The sequence below is a fragment of the Chitinophaga vietnamensis genome, assembly GCF_902167635.1.
GTDB lineage: Bacteria > Bacteroidota > Bacteroidia > Chitinophagales > Chitinophagaceae > Chitinophaga > Chitinophaga vietnamensis.
Genome location: NZ_CABHMS010000008.1, coordinates 278,496 through 300,014, shown reverse-complemented (window position 1 = coordinate 300,014; position 21,519 = coordinate 278,496). Strand labels below are relative to the sequence as shown.

General features: G+C 47.5%; 14 protein-coding genes. 4 read left to right on the top strand and 10 right to left on the bottom strand.

Features of this window, described 5'->3' with window-relative positions:
* Positions 1–19 precede the first annotated feature (19 nt).
* From FPG75_RS21545 to FPG75_RS21525, 5 genes are all read right to left on the bottom strand, one after another.
* On the bottom strand, positions 20–3,184 hold the full coding sequence (locus FPG75_RS21545) for a SusC/RagA family TonB-linked outer membrane protein (protein ID WP_143309811.1): 3,165 nt from the start codon (positions 3,182–3,184) through the stop codon (positions 20–22).
* 309 nt (positions 3,185–3,493) lie between these two features.
* The gene (locus FPG75_RS21540; RefSeq protein ID WP_143309809.1) at positions 3,494–4,900 is read right to left on the bottom strand and encodes a RagB/SusD family nutrient uptake outer membrane protein; all 1,407 of its coding nucleotides are present in this window, start codon (positions 4,898–4,900) and stop codon (positions 3,494–3,496) included.
* Positions 4,901–4,919: 19 nt separating this feature from the next.
* Positions 4,920–7,949, bottom strand: a complete 3,030-nt coding sequence (locus tag FPG75_RS21535) for a SusC/RagA family TonB-linked outer membrane protein (RefSeq protein ID WP_161596876.1) — start codon at positions 7,947–7,949, stop codon at positions 4,920–4,922.
* Between the two features lie 511 nt (positions 7,950–8,460).
* Entirely contained in the window at positions 8,461–9,165 is a 705-nt protein-coding gene (locus FPG75_RS21530; protein ID WP_143309805.1) for a hypothetical protein, read from the bottom strand.
* Between the two features lie 236 nt (positions 9,166–9,401).
* A complete protein-coding gene (locus tag FPG75_RS21525; RefSeq protein WP_143309803.1) occupies positions 9,402–11,810 on the bottom strand; it encodes an efflux RND transporter permease subunit in 2,409 nt (802 codons plus the stop codon).
* Positions 11,811–11,938: 128 nt separating this feature from the next.
* On the opposite strand from FPG75_RS21525, the gene recO reads away from it, so the two are divergent.
* A complete protein-coding gene (gene recO / locus FPG75_RS21520; protein ID WP_143309801.1) occupies positions 11,939–12,676 on the top strand; it encodes a DNA repair protein RecO in 738 nt (245 codons plus the stop codon).
* On the opposite strand, the gene FPG75_RS21515 is transcribed toward recO, so the two are convergent.
* The 4 genes from FPG75_RS21515 to rsfS all read right to left on the bottom strand — a co-directional run bounded on the left by FPG75_RS21515 (position 12,655) and on the right by rsfS (position 16,651).
* Positions 12,655–13,464: a UDP-2,3-diacylglucosamine diphosphatase gene (locus FPG75_RS21515; protein ID WP_143309799.1), complete on the bottom strand. Its 810-nt coding sequence runs from the start codon at positions 13,462–13,464 to the stop codon at positions 12,655–12,657. The two genes, recO and FPG75_RS21515, sit on opposite strands and share 22 nt — an antisense overlap.
* Before the next feature lie 78 nt (positions 13,465–13,542).
* Positions 13,543–14,178 carry a LutC/YkgG family protein gene (locus FPG75_RS21510; protein ID WP_143309797.1) on the bottom strand — a complete coding sequence of 212 codons (636 nt, stop codon included), beginning with the start codon at positions 14,176–14,178 and terminating at the stop codon, positions 13,543–13,545.
* A gap of 8 nt (positions 14,179–14,186) precedes the next feature.
* Complete coding sequence (gene ftsH / locus FPG75_RS21505; protein WP_143309795.1) at positions 14,187–16,214, bottom strand: ATP-dependent zinc metalloprotease FtsH; 2,028 nt, start codon at positions 16,212–16,214, stop codon at positions 14,187–14,189.
* 74 nt (positions 16,215–16,288) lie between these two features.
* On the bottom strand, positions 16,289–16,651 hold the full coding sequence (rsfS, locus tag FPG75_RS21500; protein WP_236652871.1) for a ribosome silencing factor: 363 nt from the start codon (positions 16,649–16,651) through the stop codon (positions 16,289–16,291).
* Between the two features lie 201 nt (positions 16,652–16,852).
* Here rsfS and FPG75_RS21495 point away from each other — a divergent pair, with 201 nt between their 5' ends.
* Positions 16,853–17,596 (top strand): biotin--[acetyl-CoA-carboxylase] ligase, encoded by a 744-nt coding sequence (locus FPG75_RS21495; RefSeq protein WP_143309792.1) that lies wholly within the window; start codon positions 16,853–16,855, stop codon positions 17,594–17,596.
* Here the strand turns inward: FPG75_RS21495 and FPG75_RS21490 are convergent, their stop codons facing one another.
* Entirely contained in the window at positions 17,597–19,141 is a 1,545-nt protein-coding gene (locus FPG75_RS21490) for a glycosyltransferase family 39 protein (protein ID WP_143309790.1), read from the bottom strand.
* Between the two features lie 326 nt (positions 19,142–19,467).
* On the opposite strand from FPG75_RS21490, the gene FPG75_RS21485 reads away from it, so the two are divergent.
* Entirely contained in the window at positions 19,468–20,409 is a 942-nt protein-coding gene (locus FPG75_RS21485) for a helix-turn-helix domain-containing protein (RefSeq protein ID WP_143309788.1), read from the top strand.
* 82 nt (positions 20,410–20,491) lie between these two features.
* Complete coding sequence (locus FPG75_RS21480) at positions 20,492–21,484, top strand: aldo/keto reductase (RefSeq protein ID WP_143309786.1); 993 nt, start codon at positions 20,492–20,494, stop codon at positions 21,482–21,484.
* Positions 21,485–21,519: the final 35 nt, after the last annotated feature.

Below are 21,519 nucleotides of genomic sequence, written 5' to 3'. Positions count from 1 at the left end.
CAATAGTTTTTCATGAATACTAGAAGGTCACTTTCACATTCGCACCAAAACGGCGTGTGGTAGGGGCGCCAGACAATTCAATACCCTGCACATTGGTAGAGCCAAAGCTACCCACCTCTGGATTGAAGTGCGTATACTTCGGCATATTAGGCGCAACATACCAGAGATTACGGCCGGTGAGTGTAACGGTCAGTCCGCCGATAAACGTTTTGCTAAACCATGATTTCGGGAAATCATAACCTAATGTCGCTTCGCGGAAAGTCCATACAGTGGCGTCATACACGTTCCATTCAGTAGCCGAGTTGATAGCGAAGGTTTCTCCGAAGAATAATTCAAAGTTGCTGATCTGTGTAGTATTCGGAATACGCTGGCCTTTGGCATCCAGCAGCGGCGTGCCTGGCGAGTTCACATCACCATAATAACCCGGGATCACAAATACGTTCTCGCGGTCTTTGGTATCTTTTGTAACGCCTCGTCCCAGCAAAGAGCTGGTAGTAACAGAATAGATATCACCGCCCCTGGTGAGGTCAAAAAGCACATTTACAAAAAGTCCTTTATAGTTCAGGGAAGTGCTTAACCCTGTTTTGAAATCCGGGTTAGGATCACCAACCATATCCTGATTCAGTGCACGGATCAATAAACCGGTTTTAGGATCGATCAGTAAAGAGCCATCTTTGTCGCGCGCATCAACGGTGCCGCGCAGATAGCCATACGGCTTGCCTGCTTCCAGGTAGGGACTAAGCGCATCCAGCACGCCCGACAGCGGCAGGCGCACAATGCCGGGCTTCAGTTCCTTCACTTCACTCTTGTTCTTGGTGAATACCCAATGGAGGCTCCAGGTGAGATCTTTTGTTTTCACCGGTATTACGTTCAGATCTATCTCCACACCTTTGTTCGTTAACTTACCATAGTTGTCAAACACTTGTCCATAGCCGGAAGACGGCGGCAATGTAAGCGGCGCGATCTGGTTAGTGGAGTTACGCATGTAATACGCAGCATCGAGCGCGATCCGCCTGTCGAAAAATTCCAGTGTGGCGCCCACTTCATAATCCTGCGTAAATTCTGGTTTGAGCTTGACGTTACCTGCTGTAGGGCTCTGCATTACACCGGATTGCCCGAGGAAAGGCGCATTCACAGAAAAGGTACTTGCCAGCGAGTAAGGGTCGGCATCACGTCCAACTTTCGCCCAACTGGCGCGGATCTTACCAAAGGTGAGCACCTTGCTGTTCATCTTCAATGCGTCTGTGAAAATGAAGGATGCGGCTACGCTAGGATAAAAATAACTACGATTGTTCGGCGCCAGTGTCGATGACCAGTCGTTACGACCGGTAACAAGGAGGAACAGCCATTTTTTATAGTCCAGGTCTATTTCTCCAAAGATGCCCCATAATCTTCTCCTAACAAACACATCTCCTGATGGCAATAAATTTTTAGTATTGGACAGTGTGTAAATGCCTGGTACCACTATGCTTTTACCGGTGGCGATTTGCTGACTGGTAGTTCGCTGGTTCACACTATGACCGAGGATGCCTTTGAAACCGAAATCAGGGTTACGCAATTTCGGCGTAAATGTGCCTATGAGATTGGATTCTATCTCCTGAAACCGATAATGGTGTTCAATAATCTGCCCTACTCCTTCAGCCCCTCTTGAACCAATATCGGTAATCTCTTTACGGAAAAATGAATTGGTATTGATACCGATCTGGTAAGTAGCATTGAACCAAGGCAGAATGTCGTAGTTTAATTTCATCCCTGCTACATATCGGTCGGTTCTTGTGTTCACCGTATTATGTACAAAAGCCCACAAGGGGTTATCATACTGGGAGCTGTTGGTAGAAACAGGCTTACCATTGGCATCTTCATAAGGTAACCCTGCGATGTTCCAGTTTCTGCCCAGGAAGAGATTACGCGCAAAGGAAGAAGCAGCGCCTGGTACCTGGTTCTCGCCAAAGATGCTTCCCAACTGGTTACTGGTACTGTAAGCAAAATTGGCATTCAGGCTAAGTCCGTTCGTCAGCCGCGTAATGCCGCCAATAGACATACTCCCACGGTTAAACGAAGAATGCGGCACATAACCATCCTGGCTCAGATAGGACGCCGTAGCGCTTAATGCGGCCTTTTCAGTACCTCCATTCACACTAACGGAGTTCTCGGAGATAAAACCCGTTTTAAAGAGATCCTTCACATTATTCGGAACTGCCCGATAAGGTATCTTTCCGGATTTAGGGAAGAGATTAGGAAATGCCTTCAAGTAATCAGGCCAGACCGGGATAGAATCCAATGTGCCAAACTTAGGCCCCCAGGAGCCGTTGGCATTGGAATAGCTAAAGGAACTGCCCGGGCCATAATCATTCTGATATTTTGGCAAACTGGCAACGGTTTCCAGAGAAATAGAACTGGAATAAGTCACTTCCAGTTTCTTCCTGGAAAGCGAAGCACTGCCTGATTTCGTGGTAATGATCACCGCACCATTTGATGCCCTTGATCCATACAAAGCAGCAGCTGCGGCGCCTTTCAGCACAGTCATGGAAGCGATATCATTGGGATCCAGGGAGGAAAGACCGCTGGAATAGGCGCCACCACCGGATGTTTGACTGGAAGTGGCTACCTGGTCGTTATTATACGGAATACCATCCACTACGATCAGCGGCTGGTTATCCCTGAAGAAAGAAGTGTTACCACGAATGTTGATACGCGTGGCAGCGCCAGGCGTCCCCTGAGATGTTTTGATATCTACACCGGCGACCTTGCCTTGCAGTCCTTTTAACATGTCAGGTTCTGATTTCTGCACCAGCACATCAGGTTTCACAGAGGTAACGCTGTAGCCTAGTTCCAGCGTGTTTCTTTTCAAACCCACAGCGGTCACAACTACTTCGCCTAATTGTTTTTTATCGGCTTCCAGGGTGATGTCGATCACATTGTCTGTCCCCACTGTTACCTCTTTATTTACATAACCCACGAAAGAAAAAAGAAGCGTTGCGCCGGTACTTACACCCGGCAGCTTGTAAGTACCATCACCGGAGGTAAAAATACCTTTGGTAGTGCCTTTCAACACTACTGTAACGCCCGGCAAGGGTGAACCATCTTTTGCATCCGAAACTTTTCCGCTGATCGTTCGTGTCTGGGCTACTGTGGATAGAACGCTGCCGCACACGAACAGCAATAATAGTAGCGCTGTTTTCATAAGCAACTTGGTTTTGATTGACTAAATAAACAGTTAATGGTTTTAATTTCTCGCTATTAGAATAGTACTGGATTATTTTGATTGTTTTGTTTCAGAGGATATGAAAGGATTCTATCAATACGCTTAAATAACAAGGAGTATCAGGGGTTTGTTGAAAGGAGAGATTGAAACAAATACATTTCTTTTGGATAGATATATTTGTTCTGCGATAAAATAATTTTCTATCACATTAGGAAAAAAAAGAAGCCATCAGGGAACTCACCCTGATGGCTTCCTGCCAAAGATTATTCTGTACGGATTCCGAACGAATTACTTGTATCCTTCGTTCTGTTCCATATTTGGATTGGTATTAATTTCTGCCTGAGGTATCGGGCATATAACAGTAGTAGCGGTCGCACTGAAAGTGCAGGGAGCAGTGATCTCACGGATGTCGTGACAGAAGTTACGAACGATATCCCTGCCGTTCCTGATCAGGTCAAAATAACGATGACCTTCAAACATAAACTCTCTTCTGCTTTCGTCCAGTACATTATCCAGCACTTTGCTATCAGCGATGCCGGACAATGCCGCCGCGCCACGAGACGCTCTCAGTGTGTTCAGATCGGCGATCGCCAATGCAGCCTGTCCGGTTTTGGCATATGCTTCCGCACGGATCAGGTACATCTCTGCCAGACGTAATATTTTCGGACTGTGCATGCCTGCCTGGCCGTCCTGACCTGTAAATTTCCGGTTGGTTTTCTCGCCGGTAGAGCCATCAGCGAAAGTGCCGATATACAATGATTGGCGAAGATCTGCACCAGTGAAAACAGCCGTCAGATCTGGAGATACGCGCATATCTCCATAACCAGGTTTCAGATAGATCTGACCGATGTTATCAGAGCCAAAGCTTTCATTGGCCACAAAAGCCAGTGTAAATATCTCTTCTTTGCTCTTACCGGGGCTGTTGTAGAAATCAGCCAGGCCGTCGGGTTGCGTTAACTGGTAGTTGGCGGCAATTACTTTGCTGGCGTAGATGATAGCGCTATCGTTTGCCCCTTTATAGAGATAAACTCTTGCCAGCAAAGCCTCAGCGGCATACTTCGTGGCATGTACCTTGTCAGTTTCAGTGGTGGCAGCGAGCAATGTATCTGCTTTTTTCAGATCAGCGATCACTTGTGCATACACTTCTCCAACTGTGTTGCGTTTAGGTTTCTCCAGTGCGTATTTCAGTTTCAATGGCACACCCGGCTGCGCGCCGTTGCCTTGATTATAAGGCTTTCCAAACATGTTCACGAGATCGAAATGCGCAAGCGCTCTGATAAACAAGGCCTCACCTTTCACCCTGCTCTTTTCTGCTACGTCGCCATCCACACTATCCACATTGTTAACAACATTGTCTGCTCTCAGGATAGTTGCATAAGCTTGTGACCAGAAATCTTCCACATCTCCATCCAGCGTGGTATAACTGCGCTGAAAGCTCGTGATAAAACGATTACTGTTCTTGGCGGCGATGTAAATGTTATCTCCGCTGGTTTCGGTCATTACCCAATAATTACGGCCGTAATAGGATACGGACTGCATCGCGTCGTATGCGCCTGCCAACGCATTTTTGATCATTGGCAGATCAGACAGCGCCTCATCGATCGGAAGTGAATCTGTTGGAGTCACATCCAGTTTTTTGGTACAGCTAACCATAAAAGCTGCTGCTGCAAATATTGCTATGATACTTTTTTTCATTTCTGATGTTCGTTTGGATTTACAAAGTGATATCAATACCAAAGCTCACGCTCTTGCTCACTGGGTATTTGAAGAACTCAAAACCATCATAACCGATCTCGGGATCTACTCCGGAGTAGTTGGTGATCGTCAGCAGGTTCTGACCCTGAACATATACACGCACACCCTGTATCTTGGCCGCTTTCAGTACATTCTGAGGCAGGTTGTAGCCCAGTGTCACGTTACGCAGCCTGATGTAGGAACCATCTTCCAGGTAACGGGAAGAAGCCGCGTTAGATTTCTGATTACCGCCAATCACCGGTTTCGGCCTGTCGGCATGCTGCCCCGGAGTAGTCCAGTAGTTCTGTCCTGCTTCTACGTTGTAGTTCCAGCCAAAGCGGCCGCCATCAGCGTCACCAAATCTTTTGGTGCCATTGAATATCTGATTACCCTGGGATGCATAGAAGAATGCAGACAGCGTAATGCCTTTGTAAGTAAAGGTGTTGTTGAAACCAAGCGTATACTTCGGCATGGTGCTGCCAAAAGTTTTGAATGCGGCCTTGTCGTAGTTGTTGGTAGTTTTACCATCAGCAGTATACCACAGCGGATCGCCATTGTTAGGATCAACACCAGCCCATTCTTTCAGGTACCAGGTATAAGCAGGCAGCCCTTCTTTCAGGATAGTATTGGTATACTGATTCTGATCGAAATCCGTGAAGTTGTTGATAGGATCGTGGTTAGGCAGTTCCAGCACTTTGTTCTTGTTCAGGCCGAAAGTGATATCAGAGCCCCAGGTAAATTCTCTGGTCTTGATATTAACGGTAGAAACAGTGGCTTCAATACCTCTGTTCTGCATCGCGCCCACGTTATCAGGGCGGCTTTTCAAGCCCACAGAAGGCGGAATTGGTACATACATCAACAGGCCAGTGCTTTTCTTGTTGTAGAAATCAACAGAGGCAGTGATCCTGTTATCCAGGAAGCCCATATCCACGCCAATATTGGCATTGTTGCTCTTTTCCCAGGTAAGGTTGGGGTTACCGAGACTGAAGAAACGGCTGGCTGGATCGCCATTGTAGGCCACGTCAAATTTATACAGCGCCATCGCTTCATAGTTACCGAAGTTGGCATTACCTGAAGTACCGTAGCTCGCTCTCAGTTTCAGATCAGAAAACACATGTTGTGATTTCATGAACTCCTCGTCGATAATGCGCCAGGAAGCACCCACTGCGTAGAAGGTTGCGTATTTCCTGTTTGCGCCGAAACGGCTGGAACCATCTCTTCTGATAGAGGTGGTCAGGTAATATTTACTGTTATAAGTATAGTTCAACTGACCAAGGTAAGAGAGGAAGCGGTAATCATACTCGCTACCTTTAACGGCCTGCGGTGTAGAAGCATTATCCATCGCTCTCAGCTTGCCATTGGCAATACCAATACCTTCTGCGCTGAAACCAACAAAGTGGGTAGGCGCATATTCCATCAATGCCAGGTAATCAAACTGGTTTTTCTCGCCCAGATTGAAATTACCGGAGAAGGATGTTTGTGAAGTAATGGTCCTGTTATTCTGCGATGCTTCGTAGATATCACCACTATTGGCGGGCGTTTTGGCATTGAAGCCATCACCTGTAGTAGGGTCCTGGTAAGTCTTCTGACGAGCCATGATCATATCTGCAGAAACGCTCTGGTTAAATTTCAACCAGTCGAAAATGCGGTAGTTCAGGTATAATTTACCGAGGCCACGGAAGTTATAGTTGTTGTTGGCGTTACGGGGAACGGAATACAGGAAGTTATCGCCGGTAGACGAGTTGTTCTGCCAGTAGTCTTCCAGACCAGTATACAGTTTACCGTTAGGCTGGTAAGCAGGCAACAGCGGGCTGTTGGCAAAGCTGGCCAGCAGCGGGCTGCTGTAGCGGTTACCGGCGCCTGCGTTGTTAGCATCGCTGTAAGACAGGTTCAGGTTCATACCGATGTCGAGACGGTCATTTACTTTCTGGCTTACGTTAGACAATACAGAATAACGTTTGAAACCAGAATAGATCAGCGCGCCATCCTGGCTGAAATAACCACCGGAGATATAGTACTTGGTTTTATCATTACCGCCACTGGAAGAGATTTCATAGTTCTGTGTGTGGCCATTCTGGAAGGCAGCGTCTCTCCAGTCAAAAGCGTATTTCAGCAGGGAGTCCGGCATTTGCTCAGCCACCTGGTCAGGTGTATAGCCATTCAATGCAAATACTTTTTTCTGGTAGTCGAAAGCCTGTTGTGCATTCATCTGTTTCCACTTGCCGAAGCTGGGAGAGTTGAAGCCATACTGTGCTTTCACATTCACTTTTGAAGTGCCTGCTTTACCTTTCTTGGTGGTGATCACGATTACGCCATTGCTACCTCTTGCACCATACAAAGCCAGTGCAGATGCATCTTTCAGCACGCTTACACTTTCAATGTCGTTAGGGTTCAGGTTAGCCATGATGTCGCTGGATTGCGTTTGTACGTCATAGTTAAACTGACCATTGTTGATGATCACGCCATCGATCACATACAGCGGGCTGGCGCTGGCGCTCAATGAGCCGATACCACGGATGGTGATCTTCTGCATAGAACCCGGCTGGCCGGAAGAAGAAGCACTCACTACGCCAGGTGCACGGCCTTGCAGGATCTGGTTTACGTCCGGCATGGGAACGTTTTCGATCTGCTTGGAGCTTACCTCAGCAATAGAGCTTACTACTTTTTTACGGTCTACCTGCGTGTAACCGGTTACCACTACTTCGCTCAGTTCGCGGTTGTCAGTGCTCAGTCCCACGTTGATAACAGATTGGTTGGCGGGCACTTCTTTGTTGGCATATCCAACAAAAGAAAATACCAGTACCGCATTGTTGTCGTCTACATTGATCTTGTAAAATCCATCGGGCGTGGTGGTGGTACCTTTGCTGGTACCTTTTACCTGAATGGTTACGCCAGGTATAGGAGATCCGTCCTTACCGTCGGTAACTTTCCCCGTCACAGTGCGGCTCTGCGCAAAGGCTTGCCCGGCAAGCAAAAACACGGACAAGAGGAGAAATACTACTTTCCTCATAAGCATGATTTTGTTTCCTTGTTTTTAAATACTTAAAAAATAATCATCATCAAGGCATTGCGCCTCAATTCCTTTGGTTTCCTCTTAATAAAAATGATCGATAAATGCGCGTGGAGCAGCTTCTTACAGGTGTTGGCATTATGTTGTAACCAAGTTAACAAATCGGGAAAAATACCATCTTCCATTGAGATTTATTCAATAAATCCCTCTGAGAAATAGTAAAATTCTTTCTCATAAGCAGTTTCCTTGCAAATTTTCAACCAGGCACCAAATATAAAAATTATTAACAAAAAATTAAAAGTTCTTTCTTGCTGATAACATTTAGATAACAACTTTTTAACTTTTCATTAACAAGTTATAGAAATTAATATTATATATGTACCTAAAACAAAACAAGCGGCAAGAATACCGCCTGTGCTCATCAACCAAAATCTAAATCGAGATTAATTTTTAATCTGCCTTGCCTTAAAACAGAAAAGCCCCGCTCCGGACGTGGAACGGGGCCAGTACTTTATGCAAGCGTTAGTGGATACGCTTTTAGCAATTCCAGTAACGACATGTACAAATCATCATTGCGGTGGTTAAAACGGTACTCACATTCTTTTAAATGGAGATAAGCAGTATTCCGGTTAAGCCCTTTGAACTTCGCCAACCGGTGCTTTGTAAGCCCCCAGAAAGCATCTACATCGTCCATCTGGTGGGTTCCGCTTAACGAATCAGCAGGTTTGTTACCCAAACGGTACAAGCGGTACTGCCCTAAATCGACCACGCCATTGAACTGGCGTAAACGCTCCGTAGCTCCCAATGTTTCCAATACCGACCGCCCCCGGGTGGCCGCATGGATCATCGATCGGCTAACGTCTGGCAGGATCTCGGTATGCAACCGGTCAGACAATTTCGTGATCCCGAAAATAACCGGCTTCACAGCCCTGTCTACTTCCGTTTTCACCGCCACCAGGACATCCGAATCGTGATCGGCCTGGGGCTCGGGCTGACGCTCGTAAACGACTCCCGGCGGGGCTGAAGCTGGATGCAAAGTCTCACAATAACGTGCGATCTGGCTTCGCAACTTCTTCAGATAACTGTTAATAGTTACCCTGCTTACACCGCTGATATTCGCAATCTGCGTAGCGGTAAGATCATCGGCAAACAGCCGCAAGATCTCCTTAAATTTTCGCTCAGACAAATGAGCGCCCTTTAAGTATTTGTTTTTCATGAACTAGTGGTTAGAATGGCATTATAAACCTCTTACTTTTTTATGGGTATCGGTAACGCTTTTATACGAGCGGCGTTAAAGGTATTTGAATGCTGTCCACTAGATTATTTCAGTACGCTTTTTTGTCTGTTTTAGCTAAATTTTAGCCGCTGCCTGCCCGCCACACTGCTACAAAAGAAAAATGCAGCCATACCGCGGGCATGACTGCATCTATATCTTGATAAAAATTAATTAATCTACTCTATATCATCTACCCCTAACTTCGACATCTCAATATCTTCCTCATCATCCAGCGTCTTCCATAATTCCCGCTTGCTCGCCTGCTTCAACAAGGCCTTCTCCATCCATAACAACAAAGCCGGTAAAATAGTCAGGTTAGTCACCATCGCAATGATCAGGGTGAGAGATGTGAGCCAGCCCAAAGCCTTCGTACCGCCAAATTCCGAGAAACTGAAGATCATAAACCCGGCAAACAGGATCATAGAAGTATAAATAATACTCAAACCTGTTTCATGAATCGTTTGCTTTACCGTGGCAGAAATATTCAGGTCGTGATGCGGCAACTCCTGCTTGAAGTTCACCAGGAAACGGATCGTAACATCAATAGCAATCCCCAGGGCCACGCTGAAAACGAGCACTGTAGAAGGTTTCAAGGCTACGCCTACCCAACCCATCACACCGGCGGTCACCACCAACGGAATGATATTCGGGATCAAAGAGATCAATAACATCCGCCAGGAACGGAACAGGTATAACATACACAGCATGATCAACACAAAGGCCAGCAGTATACTTTCAGTAAGGCCATTGATAATAAAACGGGTACCCTCCTGGAATATCACGCTTGTACCGGTAAACGTCACCTTGTATTGCGATGAATCAAAGATCGCATTCACCTTCGGCCGCAGCGAATCCAGCAACAAGGGCAAGCGCTGAGAACCCACATCCGCCATATTCACGCTCACACGCGCAATCTGTTTGGTACTATCCATAAACGACGATACCAGCTTCGAAAATGTAGAATTACTACCACCCGCCGCCGCGCCTTTCATACGCAGGTAAGGCGCCAGGAAACCAAGATCGAACTGGTTAGGCACCGCGTAATTGAGACTATCGCCATTGTAGTAAGCCTGTTTCGCAAACTTGATACCTTCCACCACCGACAACGGCCGCGCAAAATCAGGCTGCGACGCAATCAGCTTCGTCAGCTCATCCAGCTTGTTCAGCGTTTGCAGGCTGATCACGCCCATCTTCTTTTTTGTATCTACCGCAATCTCCAATGGCATCACGCCACGGAAATTATGCTCGAAAAATTTAAGATCGGTATACAGTTTATCTGTCTTCGGAATATCGTCCAGCATATACCCTTCCGATTTCAAACGCATCATCCCCGTGATCGAAACCAGCACCAGCGCACCGCTCACAATATAGATCCATGGCCTGTATTTGAATACCAGCGTATTGAGCAGGTCCAATACTTTACCGAAGAAATTATTATCGAGATAAGAAATATGCTTGGTCTTCGGCGCAGGTAGATAACTCAATACAGACGGAAGGAAGATAAAGGAGATCAGGAAGATGAACATGATGTTCAAACCCGCTACCACACCAAACTCTTTGAGGATGGCGCTGTTCGTGAAACAAAACACGCCGAAGCCAATAGCCGCCGTGATATTCGTAAACAAGGTCACAACGCCCATGCGCTGTATCATGCGCACCAAGGCCTCCGATTTGTTGCCATGCTTCGCATATTCCGTATGGTACTTGCTCAGGAAGTACACACAGTTCGGAATGCCGATCACCACTATCAGCGAAGGAATGAGGCCCGTCAGCAAAGTGATCTTATAACCCATCAGTACAATAGTGGCTACAGACCATATCACCCCGATGGCTACTACCACCATCGACATCAATACCGCACCAAATGAACGGAAGAACAGGAAGAGGATCAAGCCCGTTAGCAGGAAAGATATTTTCAGGAACAGCTTCAGCTCGTCGGCCACCTTAACGGCCATGACTGTACGAATCAGCGGCAACCCGCTCAGGCGCACTTCTGTGTGGTGCTTCTGTTCAAAAGCCCTCGCCAGCTTATAGATGGAATCTACTACTGCCGTACGTTTCGGCGAATTGAACACGTCCCTGTTCACATAAATTGCCATCAGGTAAGCATGCGTTTCTGCATTATAGAGCAGACCTTTATAGAACAGCAGAGAGTTAAACGTATTCTTCAGGCTGTCGATCACGGACTGCTGGCTCAGGTCTCCCCTGAACAGCAGGTTGGCTTCCAGCTTTTTGGTGCTGTCGTTTTTAACGAGATTGATCGCCAGCGGCACGCTGAGGATATTTTCAACAGCTTTGATATTTTTGATGTCTTTATTCAGCTGTACATAATCATTGAAGAAACCGGCATCGAAAAATTTATCGGTCTGTACACCCAGCACCATCATATTACCATCTTCCCCAAACTTCTTTTTAAACTGCTGGAATTCAAGAAATTTCGGGTTATCGTGCGGGATGGTAGCTACATAGTCATATGATAGTTGCACCTTACTGGCAAACCAGGCCATTACGCCGGTACTGATCAGCAAAAGAATAAGGAGTGGTAATCTGTATTTGAGCACAAAGCCGGCTAAGCGTTGCCACATAAAGGATGCTTCAATTTAGTAAGGGCGTAAAGGTAATTAAAATAGCTATTGGCTGTGAATGTGATCGTCGAAAGAGGCGGCTATATCGATAAAACCATTTTAGCTAAATTGCGATCTTAATCCGGCACATGTTACATAAAACACGCGGCATCGTATTGCGTACAGTGAAGTATGGAGATACCAGCATCATCGTGAGCATTTTCACGGAACTGTTCGGTCAGCAATCGTATATCGTGAATGGCGTTCGATCTTCCAAACCCAAGGCAGCCAGGGGCAACCTCCTGCAGCCCGGTAATATCCTGGAACTGGTCGTATATCACCAGGAGGTGAAAAACCTGCAACGCATCTCCGAATTCAAGCTGGGCTTCATTTACAGCTCACTGCATTTCAATGTGGTAAAAAATACGGTAGCGCTCTATATGATCGAGCTGCTGCAAAAATGCCTGAAGCAGCCGGAACAGCACCTTGATCTATACTACTTCGCCGAAAATGCGCTACAGCTGCTGGATACAGCTCCCATGCCCGTTGCCGCCAACCTGCCCTTGTTCTTTACACTGAAAGTGGCAGAATACCTCGGGTTCCGGCTCAATGGCCGCTTTTCGGAATACACGCCCTATCTCGATCTGTTAGAAGGCCATTACACCGATTTACCGCCGCATCATGTCAACCACCTGGACCCTGATAACAGTGAACTCACAGATCAGTTGTTCCAATGCCAGGAAGCTGCACAGCTGGCGGCTATCAGCATGCCGAAAGAAAGACGTCGCAAGCTGTTGTACGCCTACCTCGATTTCCTCCGGCTTCACCTGGCGGATTTCACCGAGCTGCACTCGCCACCCATTCTTCACGAAATCCTGGATGCCTGAGCGGCAGCGCGTTCGCCGGCTGCTGTAAAAAATTTAAGAGAAGTCTGCTGTCCGTCAAATACAGCATAAGAAAAATAATTGAGCCAGTCGCCCAGGTTGATGTAGCGGCTGTTTTCCCCTACTTTGATATCGAGGGGAAGATGACGGTGTCCGAAGATGAAATAATCGAAATGTTCCCGTTGTAACACCTCTTTACTGTAGATTGCCAGCCACTCCTGGTCTTCACCGAGGAAATGCTCCAGCTCCTGCTCCTGGCCGGTAGCAGCGCGGCTTTTACGGCTGAAGTAATTGGCCAGCGCAATACCCCAGGAAGGATGTATAAGGGAGAACAATGTTCTGCATACCGGATTGCGGAACACCTTCTTGAGGAATTTATAACCATGGTCGCCAGGCCCAAGGCCATCACCATGGCCGATGTAGAACTTTTTTCCGGCGATGTTATAGGTTTGCGGTTCGTAATATACAGAGATATCCAGCTCGTCTTCAAAATAGCCATCCATCCACATATCGTGATTACCGATGAATACAGAGATACCAATACCCTTGTCTCTTAATGCGGCCAGTTTACCGAGGATACGCACATATCCTTTCGGGATCACATGCTTGTATTCAAACCAGAAATCAAAGACATCGCCCACCAGGAAAATGTGCGCAGCATCTTGCTCCGCCTGTTCCAGCCATTGGATGATGAGCCGCTCGCGTTGCCGGCTCACAGCCGCATCGGGCGCACCGAGGTGGAAATCGGAAGCAAAATATATTTTCTTGTTAGCGGGTAGATTGATGTCCATGCTTAAAATTGTAAAGCTGCGTAAATATCGACTTTTGGCGAAGATCGCTAAAAGCCAATATCTACGCAGCTAGATACTTTATTCGTCTACTAAAAAAACGTATACTTCTTTAGGGCCATGAATGCCCACTACCAGCGTTTTCTCGATATCGGCGGTACGGCTGGGGCCTGTCGCAAAAGAGATCGCGGAGGGCAGCTCATTACCATATTTATCCTTCAGCTTATGCAAGGCATCTTTCAGGTCAAATACCATCTGATGTGTGTAAGCAATCACCACGTGTACGGGCGCATATACGGGTAATGCCCGTCCACTAGGCTGTGCAGCGCTCAGCACCACGGTGCCGGTGCGGGCTACCAGGTATTCGCAATCAGTGATAGCGGCATCCGCTTCGTGCATGTTGCCATGGTTCAATATCGGCAGATCATCCTGGTGCAATGATTTCAACAAAGACGGCGTTTGACAAAAAATATTGCGCCATTCCTTGTTATCGCACAGTGCGCGCAGGTTTTCGATCAGCTCTGATTTACCTGAACAGAAAACAAATTTCCCTTGCAGCTTGGTAAATTCTTCCGCAAACTTGATCTCCATTCCTTCGCTCTCGGTCTTGAACACAGAAGTGTTGCCCTCCGAGTTAGGGAAGGGCAACTGTACTGACTGACTTAAAGCATTCCGTACGCGCTTCAGAATATTTTCCTTGGCAGGAGAAATTTTCATATCACTGATTATGCATTAGCAGGTGAAGGTGAAGGATTGATGATATCGGCAGGATGTACGCCATCAGTTGTCATTCCTTCTTTGCCCAGGTGATGCTCTTTATGCGCATCCCAAGGGCGTTTGCCGATCAGTCTTTCCAGGTCTGCCTGGTACAATACTTCTTTTTGCAGCAGTTCTTTCGCCAGGGTTTTCACCTGTTCCAGCTTTTCTGTGAGCAGTTGTTTGGTTCTCACATAAGCGGATTCGATGAGTTTTCTTACTTCTTCGTCGATCATCTTGGATGTTTCTTCAGAGTAAGGTTTGGTGAAAGATTGATCGCTGTTAGGATCGTAGAAAGATACATTACCAACTTTATCGTTCATACCGTAAACGGTTACCATGGCATAGGCCATGCGGGTGATCACCTGCAGGTCGTTTTGTGCGCCAGTGGAGATTTTGCCGAATACGATCTCTTCAACTGCGCGGCCGCCGAGGGTCATGCAGATATCGTCCATCAGTTGTTCGGTATTGTAGAGATATTGTTCTTTCGGAAGATACTGTGCGTAGCCCAGCGCCGCCACACCACGTGGTACGATGGTCACTTTCACCAGCGGGTTCGCATGTTCCAGGTACCAGCCACAGATAGCGTGTCCGGCTTCGTGGTAAGCGATCACTTCTTTTTCTTCCGGAGAGATAATTTTGTTCTTTTTCTCAAGGCCGCCGATCACACGGTCTACCGCATCGTTGAAATCGTCCATTTCCACTTCGGTCTTGCCTTTACGGGCGGCGATGAGCGCGGCTTCGTTACATACGTTGGCGATATCGGCGCCGGCGAAACCGGGGGTCATGGAGGCGAGTTTCTTCACATCCAGGTTGGGAGAGGTTTTGATAGGCTTCAGGTGCACTTCAAAAATGGTCTCTCTTCCGGCCAGGTCTGGTTTATCAATAGAGATCTGACGATCGAAACGGCCCGGGCGCAGCAGCGCGCTGTCCAGCACATCGGGGCGGTTGGTGGCAGCCAGGATAATGATACCGCTGTCTGTTCCGAAACCATCCATTTCCACGAGCAGCTGGTTAAGGGTGTTTTCGCGTTCGTCGTTACTCATCATTACGTTCTTGCCTCTTGCACGTCCAATCGCATCAATCTCATCGATGAAGATGATACAGGGCGCTTTTTCACGTGCCTGTTTGAAGAGGTCACGCACACGGCTAGCGCCCACGCCCACGAACAGTTCCACAAAATCAGAACCGGACATGGAGAAGAACGGCACCTGCGCCTCGCCTGCCATTGCTTTGGCCAGCAAGGTTTTACCGGTACCCGGAGGACCTACCAGCAACGCGCCTTTAGGAATTTTACCACCGAGGGAAGTATATTTCTTCGGATTCTTCAGAAAGTCTACGATCTCCATCACTTCCACTTTTGCTTCGTCGAGGCCGGCAACATCGTTGAAGGTGATGTTTACGCGGGTGCCTTTATCGAAGAGGGTGGCTTTTGACTTACCGATGTTGAAGATGCCGCCAGGGCCGCCGCTGCCGCCGGCAGGGCCTCCCATTTTACGCATCAGCAGTATCCACAAACCAATGATCAGGATGATAGGCAGGAGCAATTGGAAGATAGGCTCAAACCAGCTTTGACGCTCATCGTACGTGATCTTCACATGGTTTTCCATCGGCACGCCTTCCTGTGCCAGGTCGATATCTTTTTTGAAACTTTCCTCACTACCAATTGTGAAACGGAAATGCGGTCCGGGATTTTCGCTGCCCAGTTTATTCTTGGCAACGTCTGTGAATTTGGCGAGTTTTAAACTGTCTTTGTTTATGTAGACCTCTACATATTTTTTGTTTACTACGACCAGCTTGTCAACATCTCCTGGTTTCAGGTACTTAACCTGAAATTCCTGGAAGCTGATCTCTTTAGGGTGGGATCCAAAATCAAGAAATTGCATGGTAAGCAGAGCGATACCGATAAAGGCATACACCCAGTATATATTGAACTTCGGTCCTTTCTTAGGCGATTTTTCTGAACCCCTGTTGAAGTTATTGCCTCCTTTTTCCATAATCTTACGCTCCTTTACGGATGTTTATTACAATCAGAAATATATAATATTAATATTTAAAACAACTGCTTTGTTCAGTTATCGTTGTGTTCCATCCTGTCAGCGTCGCTCCACATTTCTTCGAGATTATAGAACTTCCTGGTCTCCGGCTGAAAAACATGCACAACCACATTCACATAATCTACCAATATCCATTGTTGAGCGGTCTGCCCTTCGTGCTTGTACGGCGCTTCCCCCACATGCTTCTGTACCTCATCTGCGACAAAGTCGGCAATGGCTCTCACTTGTGTATTGGAATTTGCTTCACATAGAACAAAGAAATCGGCCACGGCTTCAGGAATCTGGCGTAGATCCAGGGATACGATATTTTCCCCCTTCTTTTCCTGTATGGCCTTAATGATGGTGGTAAAAATTTCACTTTCTCTGGTCAGACGCATCTGCGCCTTTTTCCTCGTGCTCAGAACGGTTAAGGGTGCCAATAAATCACGTTTTTGTTAAAAATAAACTTTAATTGTCAAAGTTACTAAACAAGCAGTAATATAACGCTGAGAAATATACCGCCGGGGTTGTCCAATTTGTTAAGAAAATAATAAAATGAACTACTTTTCGGGCCGAAAAACAGACTAAAAAGGATTCACGTGATAGGACACCCGTTTCATATTTTAGACAAAGTCGACAGCACCAATAACTATGCCATGGAACAGGTAAACACAGGGCAGGTGACATCAGGCACAGCCTGGTTTACATGGAACCAAACGGCCGGAAAAGGCACCCGCGGCAAACAATGGCTCGCCGAACGTGGCGATATCATCGCCCTTACCATCGCCCTGCAACCAGCCACATTGCCGCTTTCCCGCCAATTCATACTCAGCATGGCAGTTGCATTGGCAGCCACCGATTTCTATGGTTCCTACGCCGGAGATGAAACCCTCATTAAATGGCCCAATGATATTTACTGGCGTGACAGAAAGGCAGGGGGCATCCTCATTGAGAACGTCCTGAGAGGCAGTGTATGGCAATATGCCATTATCGGCATCGGTATTAACCTTAACCAGGCCCGCTTCCCCGAACACCTCACCAATCCTGTTTCCCTGAGGCAGATCACCGGCAAAACCTGGGACGCCGCCGCCCTCGCACAGGAACTATGCAGCTACCTCGACAAACGCCTCTCTAACCTTTCACCTGACAATTACGACAATATTCTCGAAGAATTTAAAAGCAGGCTATTCCGTTGGCAACAGCCAGCCCTCTACAAAAAAGAAGGAGAGATATTCCAGGGCACCATCCGCGACGTACTGCCCGATGGTCATCTATGCCTTGAAAGGGATGGCTCCATCCTGCAGCTGGGCTTCGGTGAAGTGGAGTTCGTACACGCCCGCTAGTTAAGGCATTCCGCGGTATTGCAGTTGTTTTTCGTATATGCGTTTACGTAATCTGCCTGGCACTTCGGCTGACAGGTCCGACAAGAGGTACGCCCCTGAACCATCTTCACGCATCAGCGAATCCCGCAGCTGCCCTACCGGCAATACTTTGCCGACATAAGGTAAAATATCCTTTCCAGGCGCCTCGCCCACCTTGATGATGTATTGAATACTGTCCATCCGGGGGAACCAGAAAACATAGTCTGCGTCGAAAGATACGGCCAGCGGCATTTTGCCGCGGTTATAATAGTTTACAGCTCCTGCCGCGCCATAGTTCGAGCAAAGCACCAATGTGTATGGCCGCGCCGAAGCCGGCACCAGCTCATAAGCCTGCAGGGTAATAGCCGCCAGCTGCTTCCAGCCCAACATATCCGCAAAATCCTGCGGCAGGGGATGGTCTTTGCCATCTTCCCAACGCAATAGTCCCAGTGCCCGGAACTTGCCCGAGCGCACCTGTATCTGTTGCGGCGACATTACAGGGAATATGGCATTGAACAGGAAGATAAAAGGAATCACTACCAACGCCAGCCATCCCCAACGCAGATGCCTGGTCCAGTCGTGCGTGAAGATCCGCTCCCAGTACACCGCGCCAAACGCCAGCAGTACGGGATACAAGCCAAGGGTATAATAACTTTTTGCCTGCATGTAAGTGAACAGCAGCATTACCAGCAAATAAGTGAGCAATATCACCCGGTATGGCCGGAAAGGCTTGTGCAATAATAAGCCCAGCCAGGCCGCAATGACCACAAAACAACCCAGCAGGAAAAAGATCAGCTGATCCGCCAGGAACGCGATCCTGTTCACATGCACCAGCTGTTTTTCCGTAAGCTCCTGCATGTGATGTATCACCGGAAACCCGTGCCTGACCTGCCATAGCAGGTTAGGAGAGATGATCAGCAATGCAAGCAGCAGCCCGAAGTACAGGTACTTGTTGCGGAATATTTTTCGTTGCGGCGATAATAACAGCGCGGCCGCCAGTCCCAATAGCAAAAAGAAGATATTGTATTTGTTCAATATCCCGAAACCCGCTACCACCCCCATCCAGAGCAGGTCCACGTTCTTCTGCTCATCGATATATTTCAACAACAACCAAAACAACAAGGTCCAGGAAAGCACGTCAAAAGAATTAGGCTGGTACAGCATGTTCAACCGCGAATACCCGGAACAGATATACAGCAATCCGGCCAACACCTGCGCAAACCAGCCACCACCAAGCCTTTGCACCATCTTCCAGATGAGCAGCATTGTAAGCGCGCCATACAAAGCCGGAAAAAAACGCACCCAGAAAACACCACCACCCAAGTAATCGATCAACAAGGAATTAAACGCCGTAAATGGCGGTACAGAGAGGTAACCGGCGCCCAGATGATTGGCCAGGTCCAGGTGCAGGTATTCATCGCGTTGCAGATCGTAGGCCGGACTTACCGCTATCCACTGCACCACTGCTTTCAACACCAGCAATGTGGCGAATATCCAGAGAGGGGAGCGTTGTGTTTTCATTTGCATATCATAGGTGGTATCTCTACAAAAAAGCGGAAATATGCACGTGAAAACGCATCATATTTCCGCTCTAAAAAAATAATATCTTGTTCGTAACATATGTGGCAGGCCGCTCTACATAAGCATATCATCAGGGCTGATGATAACAAGATTTTGGTTGATAAAGGCGTTAACAAATTGTAAAATCTTTTCAAAAAAATCAAATATAAAAACGCAACATTGTTTCATTTTTTAGAACAAGCCAGTATCTGCAAGGGTTTCGGCGCATGACTTCTTCTAAAAAGATAACATTGGGGCAAATAAAGTTATCTAAGGAATAATTAAATTTGGGTATGCCTTCATATAAATCTGCGCAATCAACTCCCATCCGTACCATGAGGATGGAGGATTTCAACGACGATCTGCTTTTATACGCCCCCAGGGAGATACGCCCGCAAGCACCCGCCCATGGCTGTTTTGCAGTACACTCCCGGAAAGATTATCCTATCAAGGAGGATGTATCTGCCAGTCGCCGCGATTATTACAAGATCAGCCTGATCACAAAAGGAACCGGCACTTATACTGCCGGCGAGCGCCGCTATGAGATCAATGGGCCTACCTTGATATTCCTGCATCCGCAGGAAGTGAAAACCTGGCATGCCACTTCATCCGAACAGGACGGCTACTATTGTATTTTTACAGAGAAACTTTTTGAACCGCAACACCATGAGCTGTTGCAATATCCGCTGTTGCAGCTCGGCGCGCAAGGCGTGTTCAGCATCACAGAAGAACAGAGCGGATACCTGCAATCTATTTTCCGCCAGTTGTTGAAAGAGTATAAAGAGAATGCCGCTTTTAAACAGGAAGCGATCCTCATCTATCTCAAATTGCTGATGCTGGAAAGTAAACGTATTGCGCAGGCCGCGGGCCCGGTAAGGAGCCTTACCGCTGCGCAATTGTTGTCGCACCGCTTCACCGATAAACTGGAAAAGCAGTTCCCGATTGAACATACCACCGAACAGATTGCATTAAAAACAGCCAAAGAATTTGCGAACATACTGAATACCCACCCCAACCACCTGAACGCCTGCGTGAAACACACGACCGGCCGCACAGTGAGCGAGCATATCCGCCAGCGCCTCCTGCTGGAAGCGCGGCTGTTGCTCATGCACACGGACTGGCAGATCGCTGAAATAGCCTGGTGCCTTGGCTTTGAAGACCCTGGTAATTTCACGCATTTCTTCCGTAACCACAGCGGACAGTCGCCGTATGAATACCGCGCAATAGTACTTTGATTTTTACAAGTATCTCTTTGAGTATTACAATTTTTATCCGTACGCCTGTACCTAATTTTGTATCACTAAAACAAAGATCAATATGCAGTACAGAAAACTGGGAAAAACAGGCGTGAATGTCTCCGCAATAGGACTGGGTTGCATGGGTATGTCGTTTGCCTATGGCAGTGGCCAGGATTTTAATGAAGAAGAATCACTGGCTACATTGGAAAAGGCATTGGAACTCGGCATCAATTTCTGGGATACCGCCGACATGTACGGACAGGGAGCTAACGAAATCCTGCTCTCGAAAATATTGGCTACCAAACGTGATCAGGTGTTTCTTGCTACTAAATTCGGTTTTCGGGTAAAAGAAGATAAATCTTTTTATGTAGACGCTTCTCCGAAGTACCTGAAACAAGCTTGTGAAGCCAGTTTGAAGCGTCTTAACACAGATGTGATCGATCTTTATTATTCACATCGTATAGACGATACCGTGCCTGTTGAAGAAACAGTAGGAGCGATGGCAGAACTGGTAAAAGAAGGTAAGGTAAGATTCCTCGGCCTCTCTGAAGCCAGCGCAGAAACGCTGAGAAAAGCCAATGCCGTACATCCGATCGCTGCCCTGCAAAGTGAATATTCCCTGTTCACCCGCGATGTAGAAGGAGATATCCTGAAGGCAGCACGCGAAGGCGGTACATCGCTCGTGGCCTACAGCCCGCTCGGGCGTGGCCTTTCCACCGGCGCCATTACCGATATGGGTCAATTAAGCGACGGCGATTTCCGCAAAGGGCTGCCCCGCTTCCAGGGAGATAATTTTGAACAGAACCTTCAGACCGTAAATGCGCTTGAAAAATTTGCGAAAGAAAAAGGTATTACCACCGCACAGCTTTCGTTAGCATGGGTACTGGCGCAAGGTGAAGACATCATCCCGATCCCTGGCACCAAACGCAGGAAATACCTGGTAGAAAACGCCGCAGCTGCGGATATTCAGCTGAGCCAGGCCGAACTTCAGGCGATCGATGATTTACTGAAACAGCATGCCGTAGCCGGCCAGCGCTATACAGAATTCAGTATGAAATTAGTAAACCGTTAATCGGTATTTTCTCCCCCGGAAGTTCCGGGGGAGAA

Coding starts and splice junctions, on each gene's coding strand:
- FPG75_RS21485 (WP_143309788.1), top strand. CDS start 19,468: ATGCCTTCATATAAATCTGCGCAATCAACTCCCATCCGTACCATGAGG.
- FPG75_RS21515 (WP_143309799.1), bottom strand. CDS start 13,464: ATGGACATCAATCTACCCGCTAACAAGAAAATATATTTTGCTTCCGAT.
- ftsH (WP_143309795.1), bottom strand. CDS start 16,214: ATGGAAAAAGGAGGCAATAACTTCAACAGGGGTTCAGAAAAATCGCCT.
- FPG75_RS21490 (WP_143309790.1), bottom strand. CDS start 19,141: ATGCAAATGAAAACACAACGCTCCCCTCTCTGGATATTCGCCACATTG.
- rsfS (WP_236652871.1), bottom strand. CDS start 16,651: ATGCGTCTGACCAGAGAAAGTGAAATTTTTACCACCATCATTAAGGCC.
- FPG75_RS21525 (WP_143309803.1), bottom strand. CDS start 11,810: ATGTGGCAACGCTTAGCCGGCTTTGTGCTCAAATACAGATTACCACTC.
- FPG75_RS21535 (WP_161596876.1), bottom strand. CDS start 7,949: ATGAGGAAAGTAGTATTTCTCCTCTTGTCCGTGTTTTTGCTTGCCGGG.
- FPG75_RS21480 (WP_143309786.1), top strand. CDS start 20,492: ATGCAGTACAGAAAACTGGGAAAAACAGGCGTGAATGTCTCCGCAATA.
- FPG75_RS21545 (WP_143309811.1), bottom strand. CDS start 3,184: ATGAAAACAGCGCTACTATTATTGCTGTTCGTGTGCGGCAGCGTTCTA.
- FPG75_RS21510 (WP_143309797.1), bottom strand. CDS start 14,178: ATGAAAATTTCTCCTGCCAAGGAAAATATTCTGAAGCGCGTACGGAAT.
- FPG75_RS21530 (WP_143309805.1), bottom strand. CDS start 9,165: ATGAAAAACAAATACTTAAAGGGCGCTCATTTGTCTGAGCGAAAATTT.
- FPG75_RS21540 (WP_143309809.1), bottom strand. CDS start 4,900: ATGAAAAAAAGTATCATAGCAATATTTGCAGCAGCAGCTTTTATGGTT.
- recO (WP_143309801.1), top strand. CDS start 11,939: ATGTTACATAAAACACGCGGCATCGTATTGCGTACAGTGAAGTATGGA.